10 protein-coding genes and 1 pseudogene are annotated in these 9821 nt (G+C 70.1%); 2 read left to right on the forward strand and 9 right to left on the reverse strand.

The features are described from left to right. Positions 1–144: 144 nt before the first annotated feature. The 5 genes and pseudogenes from VT50_RS15015 to VT50_RS15045 form a co-directional block, all read right to left on the reverse strand. Positions 145–393 (reverse strand): annotated as a pseudogene (locus VT50_RS15015) (DUF6745 domain-containing protein); the annotation flags it as partial. 264 nt (positions 394–657) lie between these two features. Further along, positions 658–921, reverse strand: coding sequence for a hypothetical protein (locus tag VT50_RS15025; RefSeq protein WP_338058323.1), 264 nt, complete (start codon positions 919–921; stop codon positions 658–660). Between the two features lie 153 nt (positions 922–1074). After that, the gene (locus tag VT50_RS15030) at positions 1075–1308 is read right to left on the reverse strand and encodes a hypothetical protein (RefSeq protein ID WP_046089436.1); all 234 of its coding nucleotides are present in this window, start codon (positions 1306–1308) and stop codon (positions 1075–1077) included. Positions 1309–2019: 711 nt separating this feature from the next. Next, positions 2020–2271 (reverse strand): DUF397 domain-containing protein, encoded by a 252-nt coding sequence (locus tag VT50_RS15040; RefSeq protein ID WP_046089437.1) that lies wholly within the window; start codon positions 2269–2271, stop codon positions 2020–2022. 3 nt (positions 2272–2274) lie between these two features. Then, positions 2275–3141 carry a helix-turn-helix domain-containing protein gene (locus VT50_RS15045; RefSeq protein WP_046089438.1) on the reverse strand — a complete coding sequence of 289 codons (867 nt, stop codon included), beginning with the start codon at positions 3139–3141 and terminating at the stop codon, positions 2275–2277. Between the two features lie 137 nt (positions 3142–3278). On the opposite strand from VT50_RS15045, the gene VT50_RS15050 reads away from it, so the two are divergent. After that, positions 3279–3722, forward strand: coding sequence for an ATP-binding protein (locus VT50_RS15050; protein ID WP_240529176.1), 444 nt, complete (start codon positions 3279–3281; stop codon positions 3720–3722). A gap of 218 nt (positions 3723–3940) precedes the next feature. On the opposite strand, the gene VT50_RS15055 is transcribed toward VT50_RS15050, so the two are convergent. Together VT50_RS15055 and VT50_RS15060 are read right to left on the reverse strand one after the other, a co-directional pair. Further along, entirely contained in the window at positions 3941–4738 is a 798-nt protein-coding gene (locus VT50_RS15055) for an SGNH/GDSL hydrolase family protein (RefSeq protein ID WP_046089439.1), read from the reverse strand. A 79-nt stretch (positions 4739–4817) separates the two neighbouring features. Then, positions 4818–6929 (reverse strand): alpha-galactosidase, encoded by a 2112-nt coding sequence (locus VT50_RS15060; protein WP_046089440.1) that lies wholly within the window; start codon positions 6927–6929, stop codon positions 4818–4820. Positions 6930–7095: 166 nt separating this feature from the next. On the opposite strand from VT50_RS15060, the gene VT50_RS15065 reads away from it, so the two are divergent. Continuing rightward, a complete protein-coding gene (locus VT50_RS15065) occupies positions 7096–7920 on the forward strand; it encodes a tyrosine-protein phosphatase (RefSeq protein ID WP_046089441.1) in 825 nt (274 codons plus the stop codon). A 59-nt stretch (positions 7921–7979) separates the two neighbouring features. Here VT50_RS15065 and VT50_RS15070 read toward each other — a convergent pair whose 3' ends face one another. Continuing rightward, a complete protein-coding gene (locus tag VT50_RS15070; protein WP_046089442.1) occupies positions 7980–9389 on the reverse strand; it encodes an aspartate aminotransferase family protein in 1410 nt (469 codons plus the stop codon). Beyond that, the gene (locus VT50_RS41165) at positions 9386–9688 is read right to left on the reverse strand and encodes a 1-deoxy-D-xylulose-5-phosphate synthase N-terminal domain-containing protein (RefSeq protein WP_078840934.1); all 303 of its coding nucleotides are present in this window, start codon (positions 9686–9688) and stop codon (positions 9386–9388) included. The genes VT50_RS15070 and VT50_RS41165 overlap by 4 nt, the downstream gene beginning before the upstream one ends. Positions 9689–9821: the final 133 nt, after the last annotated feature.

Here is a 9821-nt window from a genome sequence, read left to right on the forward strand (position 1 = left end):
GGGGCCGATCTCCTTCGCGTGGGGGGTCGGAAATACTGAGGGACACTCAAGCGGTTTGGTCTATACCAGTCAAGGTATAGACCAAACCTTTGTGCCCGGATGAGCAATTGACCGCCCGGCCACGGGACGGGACCGGACCCGGTGTCAGGTCTCGCGCTCGGGGCGGTAGGTGTCGGCGTCCTCCCCGAAGGTCCAGGCCACGCCCTCGCGGGCGGTCCGGACCCGGGACGGCACCCGCAGCCAGTACGTGCGGTGGGTACCGTCCGGCTCCGGCGTGGAGTTGACCACCTCGACCATCGCCACCGGCTCGTCCCCCTCCAGCTCGATGCACCACAGGATCCCGGTCTCGTCGCGGTGCACCGGCCGCGCCCCGGACTCGACGAGATAGCGGTCACCGACCTCAGTACTTCTGCCGGCCGCCCGGGTAACGGACCGGCTGACGGCACTCCGGCGCATCCACAGGCGCGGGTTCGTCGCCGAGCGCGTCACACAAGGCGGCGTGCAACTGCTCCGCTTCTACCATCGTCAGCACCAACGACACCAAAGACGCTCGACCGGGCTTGAGAACGTGAAGTGGCAGCTCAAGCAGACCGCCTTCCACACGGCGCGGCCCACGCCCCGGTGCCGCACCGACCCGCCAGCCTCCTGACGCCTCATTCATTCCGCCACCTCCCAGGCCTGGGCCGATCCGTCGGTCTCGGCCTCCTCGGGCACCGGTAGACGCCCGCCGCGACTCTCCGCGATCCTGAGCGCGTCTTGCAACGCTTCGATCAGGCGGTTCGAGAGGTAGCGGAGCTCTCGGGCGTCTGTCGTGCGGTCGCGGAGCATCAGGCGGGCATGACCGATGAGCTCAGCGCCCATCTGAAGCTGAACCGCTTCCATCTCGTCAGCCAGTTTCGACAGGTAGCCCTCACTGTCCACATCCGAGACCAGATAGCACCGTTGCCCGACGGGATCGGACCACGGCAGCAAACGAGGCCGCGCACTCATCACTCCACCGCTCGCGCGGTGGAGCCAATGGCCCCGCGTCGCGACTCCCGCTCATGCACGATATCCGCGCAGCAAAGGCCTGGCTTAATCCCTGAATTGAGCGATCGCATCGTGCATGCATATCGGACCGGACGTATCGACGTCCGATCTGCCGATTGGATTGCTCGCGTACTTGCGGAACACCGCCGAGCCGAAGATGAGGTTGGCGGGAAGGATCTCTGGCCAGTCGTTCGGTCTCAGCTCGATGCTGTTACCGCACTCTTGCCGGGCGCCTCGGGTGCCGTCGCTGACAAATTGCTTGTGCTTGCCGCCGAACATGCACACTGGCTCTCGTGGGTCGCTGCTGGCGAGGGGCAACGAGGCCCCTCGCTGGCGTGGCTGGACCTGGCCTACGGCTGGTCACTCGACGCGGGATCAGCGGATATGGCCTCGTGGGGCACGCGCGTACGGTCGTACTACACGCTGAACCATGGCGACCCGGTACGAGCCCTACGGACGGCCGAAATCGCGCAGCTGACCCCCGGTGGCCTTTCCCCTGCGACAGCTTCCATCACCGCACATGCAACTGCCTTGGCAGCGGCTGCGGTCGGGGAACGGGACCGAGCACGCTGACTCGCTGAACGGGCCTATGGCTTCGCACTGCAAACTCCGACTGCCGAAGAACGGCCAGGCTGGTTGTACTGGCTCAGCCCAGTTCGGGCAAAGCTTCTGTTGGGTGAGGCCGCATACGCGGCACGTGACTGGTCAACCGCCGTCAGCGCCTTTAAGGAGAGCTTGGTGGAGCTAGAAGGCTATCCACATGATCACGCGTACTACAGCGTCCAACTGGAAGACGCCCGCGAGCGAGCCTGACCAGGACCGTGCGATGTATTGCACTCCGCACAAGACCGCCTACCGGCCGCTCATGGAACGTCCCGCGCTGCGCGAGCCGCGGGCGGCCAAGACGAAGGGCGCGCTGCCGCTCGGCGCCGCCCCCGCCGGTCACTCCGTGGTCGGTCGGTCACACTGTTTCCCCCTCGACGGCGGACGTCACAGAAACAGAAAGTCCGCGTCCCCGGCCTTCGCCCCCTGGATGAAGCGTTTCATCTCCAGGTGGGTGTAGATCAGGGCCGGTCCGTCCGGGTCGGTCGACTGGCGCAGCGCCACCCGTCCGTCCGTCAGTCTCATCGCCTCGACGCAGCTTCCCCCATTGCCACCGCTCCATGGCTTGTGCCAGCCCTCGCTGCCGAGTTCCCTTGCCGGCATGCCGCTGTAGACGCGGTTCCCGAATATGCGATCCATCGTTCAGATCTCCTTGCGAATGCGACTCAGAATCGCCTGAGTCGTCTGTGCAGGCGCGGCCTGCGCGCACATCCGGTCCAGGGCCTCCAGGAACGCCGATACATCATCGCGCTGGTCGAAGTAGGAGCCGCTGACCAGCGTCTCCGTGTACGCGATATCGGGCAGCTCCGGGATCGGGAACCGGAAGATATGGAAGGGACCGTACATCGCCGGGTGCGGACCGGCGTCGAACGGCATGATCTGCAGCCGGATATGAGGTGCCTCTGCCTCCTCGATGAGCCGTGTGATCTGGGCCCGCATGGTCTCGGCGCCGCCGATGGGGCGGCGCACCACCGTCTCGTCCATGACCACCCACAGCATCGGCGGGTTGTCCCGGCCGAGCAGTGCCTGGCGCTCCATGCGGAGGGCCACATTGCGCTCGATCTCCGACTCGGGTGCGTGCGGCATGCCCGCGCGGAGCACCGCGCGGGCGTAGTTCTCGGTCTGCAGCAGCCCCGGGATGTAGTGCGGCTCGTAGGCCCGGATCAGATTGGCCTCGACCTCCAGGCTGACGAAGGTGTTGAACCACTCCGGCAGGACGTCCCGGAACCGGTGCCACCAGCCGGCCTTGTTGGCCTCGCGCGCGAGGGAGAGGAACCCCTCGACCTCCTCGGGGTCGATGACGCCGTACGTCCGCAGCAGCTTCTCGACGTACGGGAGCTTCAGGCCGACCTCGGCCTTCTCCATCCGCCGGATCGTGGCATGGGTGACGTCCAGGGCGCGCCCGGCCTGCTCGAATGACAGCCCGGCCTTCTCCCGAAGGTCCTGGAGCCGTTTTCCGAGCACGACTCGCAGGACGGTCGGGGCTCCGCCCGCCCGCGCATCCGCCACTACCGTCCCCCTCCAAGTACCTTCACGACACAGCAGTCTGGCATGGGCTCAGCATTCCGAACAGCCTGCGCTTGCGATTCTGTAATTTACAGATTGAACCTTGCCATGCGCGAGCGTGACAGAGCATAGTGTCGGACGTGGCTCCTTCCTATGAGGCTCTCCGGTTAGGGCGCGGCGGCACCGTGGTCGCTCCGCCCCGCCACGACGTGTTTCGTCTGCCGGCGCTGAGCACGTCCGTCGCCGAGGCGAGAAGGCATGTCGTCCAGCGGCTGGGCTCATGGGGCATCGACCAGGACACCCGGGACAGCGCGGAGTTGATCGTCTCCGAGCTCTTCACCAACGCGGTGCGCCACACCTCCAGCGAGGACGTCCGCTGCTCACTCCAGCTCATAGGCACCCGGCTGCGGCTGGAGGTGGCCGACCAGGGCTGTGCGCGCACGGTGCCCGAGGCCCGCTCGGTGAGCGCGGACCAGGAGGGCGGGCGCGGGCTGATGCTGGTGGAGGCCATGTCGGAGGCCTGGGGGGTCAGGCCCAACCAGGGGGGCGCGGGCCGCGCCGTCTGGGCCTACCTGGCGATATAGCGGCCGCGCGGCGACGGCTCGACGGACGAGCGGTCTCCACGGACGAGCGGTGCCGAGGGAATAGGGGCAGCGACAGCGCACCGGGCGGTCAGCCCGGGGCGCCAACGGGGGTCTGCCCCTATTCCTCCGGGACCGCTTCGGATCACGGATCATTTCCCACCGGACCGCTTGAGGTCACGGCTCGTTTTCCACCGGGACCGCTTCGGGCCACGGATCGTTCAGGGCCGCAGCGGCAGCAGATCGGGCCGCTTGGGCTCCACATGGTCACCCGACGACTCTCCCCGCAGCCGTCGGCCGATCCAGGGCACCAGATATTCGCGCGCCCAGTGGATGTTGTCCCGGCGCACCTCGGCCGCGGTGCGCTGCCCCTCCGGGGGCCAGGGCTGATCGGGGTCGGCCGGGATCTCGAGGCCGAGCACCTGACCGGCCCGCAGCGCGACCCGGGTGTGCCCGTCCGGCGACAGGTGCAGCCGGTCGGCGTCCCAGGCCCGGCGGTCCTGCACCGAGCGCAGCGACCACAGGTCGAGCACCGGGCAGCCGTGCCGGTCGGCGATCGCCCGCACATGCGCCGTATACGTGGCGATCTTGCCCCGCAGATGGCGCAGCACCGGCACCCCTCTGGTGTCGAAGCCGGTGCACAGCAGCACCGTGCCCACCCGCGCCCGGAGGTCGGCGACGGCCGCCTCGTAGCGCTCGGCCACATCGTCGGGGTCGCTGCCGGGGCGCAGGATGTCATTGCCCCCCGCGCAGAAGGTGACCAGATCGGGGCCGAGTTCCATGGCGCGGGCCACCTGCTCGGCCACGATCTGGTCAAGGAGTCGACCGCGTACGGCCAGATTGGCGTAGCGGAAATCGTCGTGGGGTCGTTGGTCGGACAGCAGGACGGCGAGCCGGTCGGCCCAGCCGACGAACACCCCGTCAGGACCGGGGTCGCCGACGCCCTCGGTGAAGCTGTCCCCGACGGCTGCGTACGACCCGATGGAACCGTTGCTGAATCTCTCCTTATCGTCTGCCACGTCGGGACATCATTCACCCGATGGCGTGACCTACGCCACCGTAACCAGGGCTTGACGTGGGGTGATCTATCCCACCCGGTCAGTTTTGGCGAAGGTGGAATACGGCGGCGTCCAGGTCGCCGCTCAGCCCGGTGCGCAGGCCCCGGTGGGCGAGCACCGCTCCCCGGTGCACCTCCCCGGTCTCCAGGGCCCGGTAGGTGGCCGCCGGATCGAGCCCGCGCAGCCGCAGCGGCGGCTGTGCCCGGCCGTAGTGCTGCGCCTGGAGCCAGGCCAGCACGACGGTCTCCGCTCCCCGTACGTACTGCACCGCGCTGAGCCCGTCGCCCTCCGGCGGCCGCAGCCGGTACAGCTCACCGTGCTGGACGACCGGGCGGACCCGCTTGTAGAGCGCCACCCAGTCGCGGGCCTCGGCCAGTTCGGCCGCGCTCCAGCGGGTCAGATCGCCGCCCACGCCCAGCACCCCGGCCATCGCGCTGACGAAGCGGAAGCGCAGCGAGCTGACCCGGGCGTTGCCCATGGCGTTGGGGCTGTCGGTCACCCAGGCGGCCATCACCCGGGCCGGGTGGAGCTGGCCGAAGCCGTGCTGGATGGCCAGCCGGTCCAGCGGATCGGTGTTGTCCGAGGTCCACACCTGGTCGGTCAGACCCAGGACGCCGAGGTCGATCCGGCCGCCGCCGCCCGAGCAGGACTCGAAGGCGACCCCGGGGTGGGCCGCGCGCAGCCGCTCCAGCAGTTCGTACAGCCCGCGCACATGGTCGGTCCACAGCCGCCGGGGGTAGGGGTCGCCGGGCCAGCCGGGATCCGCGAAGGAGCGGTTGAAGTCCCATTTCACATAGTCGATGGGCGCGCCGCTCAGCAGGGTGTCCAGCCGCTCCCACAGATGGGCGCGCACGTCGGGGCGGGCGAGGTTGAGCACGAGCTGGTTGCGGAATTCGGTGCGGGCCCGGCCGGGGTGGTGCTGCACCCAGTCGGGGTGGGCGCGGTAGAGGTCGCTGTCGGGGTTGACCATCTCCGGCTCGACCCAGATGCCGAACTCCATCCCGAGCGCGTGCACCTCGTCGGCCAGCGGCTTGAGCCCGTGCGGAAAGCGGTCCGGGTTGGGTGTCCAGTCACCGAGCCCGGCCCGCTCGCTGGTGCGCGCCCCGAACCAGCCGTCGTCCACGACGAACAGCTCGACGCCCATGGCGGCGGCCAGCCGTGCGAGCGAGCGCTGCTGCTCCTCGTTCACCTCGAACCGGGTGGCCTCCCAGGAGTTGTAGAGCACCGGCCGGGACCGGTCGGCCCCGGGGATCACATGCGCGAGCTGCCAGGCGTGCCAGGCGCGGCTCGCGGCCCCGAAGCCGCCGTCGGTCCACAGCCCCGCGAAGACGGGCGTGGTGAAGGACTCGCCGGGCGCGAGGAGCAGCTGGCCCGCGTCGTCGTGGCCGACCCCGCCGACCGCCTGGACGGCGCCGTCGCTCAGCAGCTGGACGGCGATCCGCCAGGCCCCGGACCAGGCGAGCGCGCAGCCGTGCACCTCGCCGCTCTCCTCGGTGGCCGCCCCGCCGTCCAGGGCGATCCAGGGCAGGTGGTGATGGCTGGTGTGGCCACGGCGGCTGCCGATCACCTGCTCGCCGGGGGTGAGCTCGACGCGGGCGAGCCGGCTCTCGGCGGCCCAGCGGCCGTGCAGATGGGACAGCCGCCAGCGGTCGCGCGCCGGGAGCGACCAGGCGGCGGAGTCGGCGCGCAGCAGCTCCACCGGCTGCTGCCCGGCGGTTCCGGTGTGGGTGAGGGTGGTCCAGCGCTCGATGACATCGCCGTCGTCCCGCATCCGGTAGTGGAGGGTGATGTCGAGGTGGTGCAGCGGGTCGTGGCAGCGCAGCCGCAGCTCCTCGCCGGTGCCGGGGTCGAGGACGGTGGCGCCGTCGAAGCGCCACTCGGTGCCGCGTACGCCCCCGGCGTGGACGGACAGGGCGGGGCGCACAAAGCGCGGACCGCCCTCCACGGGGTACTCCTCGCGCCCGTCCAGCGGTGATTCAAACGGCGTGTCCGGCGGCCCCGGCTCGGCGGCAAGGGCCTCGGCGTCCTCGGCCGCGATCCTCGGCCCCCAGTGGAGATGAAGCAGCTCATCGCGGTCGGTGAGGTGCAGGGCATAGCTACTGTGCCGCCCCGAGAGCACCCAGAGCCGACCGCTTCCACCGGTTTCGATCATCGCACTCCCCAATTCTCCACAGGTGTCAACATGGTCGTGGAGGGCGGGCGGTGCGGCAATGCCCCCACCCTCATGAGACGGATTGCCCGGTGCACCCATGTCGTATGGTCAACTTCAGCCGCCTTGTCGACGAGCCGCGTCGGCGGCCGATGGTGAAGGAGAGCCCGTGACGCAGCAGTCCCAGTCGCCGCAGGTCCCCCAGGCCGATAGCCGCCTGGTGGGGGTACGCAATTTCCGTGATCTCGGTGGACTGCCGGCTGCCGACGGCCGCCGGGTACGGCCCGGAGTGCTGTTCCGCAGCGGCCATCTCGCCCATGCCACGGAGGCGGACACGGCCTATCTCGACTCGCTCGGCCTGCACACCGTCTTCGACTTCCGCAATGCCGCCGACATCAAGCTGGAGGGCCAGGACGTCACGCTCCGTGGGGTGCGCAACGTCAATGTGCCGCTGTCCGACCCGGCCGACGGCGCCGGGTTCTGGACGATGGTGCGCGAGGGCGATCTGAAGACCCTGCGCGAGCTGCTCGCCGAGGGCCGGGCCGAGCAGCGCATGATCGGCTCCTACCGCTCCATCATCACCACCCGGCTCGTCGAGCACGGCCGGATCCTCCGCGACCTGGCGGAGGACAGCTCACCGGCGCTGATGCACTGTTCGGCGGGCAAGGACCGGGCCGGGCTGTCCATCGCGGTGACCCTGCTGGCCCTCGGCGTCGACCAGGAGGCCATCGAGACCGACTACCTCGAGTCGGCCGCCGCCCACCGGCGCTACAAGATCTGGCGCAAGGGCGCTCCCGGGGACGGCTCCGACCCCATGTCCCCCGAGGTCATGGCGCTGCTGCTGCCGCTGTTCGACGCGCGCGCCGAATATCTGGCGGCGGCCCTCACGGTCATCGAGGAGACATGGGGCGGCACCGACCGCTACTTCGCCGAAGGGCTCGGCCTGGCCCCCGAACAGCGCGACCGGCTCCGGGACCGGCTGCTCACGGACTGAGGGGCCGCGGCTGCCGAACGGCCGCGGGCTGAGGGGCCGCGGACCCGCGGGCCCCTCGGTCAGCGGTTGGCCACCGCCTGTTTGACGAGCGTCCGGCCGAAGTCCCAGATCAGGCCGCCGCCGTCGTGCGCGTCGTCCATGACCGCCGTGAACGCCTCGACGAAACGGTCCACTTCCCGCTCGCCGATGATCAGCGGCGGAATCAGCTTGATGACCTCCAGATGGTCGCCGGACACCTGGGTGAGGATGCGGTGGCGCCGCAGCAGCGGGACGACGACCATCTGCGCGAACAGCCCCTTGCGCGCCGCCTGGAGCATCGCCCACCGGCTGCGCAGCCCCAGTGAGCTGGGTCTGCCGAACTCGATGCCGATCATCAGCCCCCGGCCGCGTACGTCGTGCAGCAGCTCATAGCGGTCCACCATCGCGGCCAGGCGGTCGCGCAGCAGCTCACCGGTGCGGCGGGCGTTGGCCACGACCCCCTCGTCCTCCATGACGGCGAGGACGGCCAGCCCGGCCGCCATGGCCTGGGCGTTGGCGCCGAAGCTGGCCGAGTGGACCAGCACCCGGTCCATCGAGGAGTAGACCCGTCTGAAGATCCAGTCCTTGCCGAGGGTCGCGCCGACCGGCACATAGCCGCCGGAGAGTGCCTTGGCCACGCACACCAGATCCGGTTCGACGCCGTCCTCGTGGGCGTAGGCGAAGAAGTCCCCGGTGCGGCCGAGGCCGGTCTGCACCTCGTCCGCGATGAGCAGGGCCTTGTGGCGGTGCAGCAGCTCCTGCGCGGCGCGCAGGAAGCCGGGCGGGGTCTCGTGCACCCCCTTGCCCTGGATGGGCTCCACCACGAACCCCGCCACGTCCCCGCGTGCCAGCTCCCGCTCCAGCGCGTCGAGGTCGCCCAGCTCGATCGGGGTGTCCGGCAGCAGCGGGGCGAACCCCTTGCGGAAGCCGTCCTCGCCGTTGACCGACAGCGCGCCGGTGGTCAGCCCGTGGAAGGCGTGGGCGCAGTACAGGACGCGGGGCTTGCGGGTGGCGTAGCGGGCGAACTTCAGGGCGGTCTCGACGGCCTCGGTGCCACTGTTGCCGAAGAAGACCCGGTCCAGGTGGGGGGCGTGGGCCAACAGCCGCTCGGCCAGCAGACCGGGCAGCGGCTGGCAGTCGAAGCGGGTCAGATCGGCCAGGTCGGCGTCCAGGACGTCGTGCAGCGCCTTGCGGACCACGGGGTGGTGGCGGCCCAGGCCCATCACCCCGAATCCGGCGAGCATATCGAGGTAGTCCTGGCCCTCGTCGTCCCAGAAGTACGCGCCCTCGGCCCGCTCGTAGACCTTGTCGAACCCGATGGTGCGCAGCATCCGGGGCAGCTGGTGGTTGAGGTGCCGGGTGTGCAGGTCGTACCGCTCCGAGGCCCGCTCGGCCAGCAGCTTCCCGAGGTCGAAGCCCGAACGCCGCTGCTGCTGCTCGGCTGCTGTCATGCCTGGCTCTCCTTGGCGGCGGGACGGGCCCCGGCGGCGGAAAGGACTTCGCCAACGGTGCGCGCCCCGGCGGGGGCGCTCGCCCGCTCCGATCGGGTGGAGGCGTGGCTGTTCTCGGCGATGTCGCGGTGCGGGGCTATGGACCGCTCGGCCACGCCGAGGTGCGGCCCCGGATGGCCCCCGGTCCTGGCCACCGCGTCGATCAGGAACCCCCTGAGCTCCCGGGCGGGCGCGGCCGGTTCCGCACCGGTCAGCGCCTTGAGGTCGTGCGGGCCCCGGATGTTCTCCAGCAATGGCACGGTCGGTTCCCCTCCTCGGTGTATCAGCTCACGGTGACGTCCGGGGTACCCGACGGGACCCCCTCGTCCGCCATGCTCCGCGCGATGTTCATGGCCTCCTCGATCAGGGTCTCCACGATCTTCGACTCCGGCA

Origin of the sequence: Streptomyces antioxidans, from assembly GCF_000968685.2 — a bacterium.
GTDB lineage: Bacteria > Actinomycetota > Actinomycetes > Streptomycetales > Streptomycetaceae > Streptomyces > Streptomyces antioxidans.

Coding starts and splice junctions, on each gene's coding strand:
- VT50_RS15030 (WP_046089436.1), bottom strand. CDS start 1,308: ATGTTCGGCGGCAAGCACAAGCAATTTGTCAGCGACGGCACCCGAGGC.
- VT50_RS15040 (WP_046089437.1), bottom strand. CDS start 2,271: ATGGATCGCATATTCGGGAACCGCGTCTACAGCGGCATGCCGGCAAGG.
- VT50_RS15060 (WP_046089440.1), bottom strand. CDS start 6,929: ATGATCGAAACCGGTGGAAGCGGTCGGCTCTGGGTGCTCTCGGGGCGG.
- VT50_RS15070 (WP_046089442.1), bottom strand. CDS start 9,389: ATGACAGCAGCCGAGCAGCAGCAGCGGCGTTCGGGCTTCGACCTCGGG.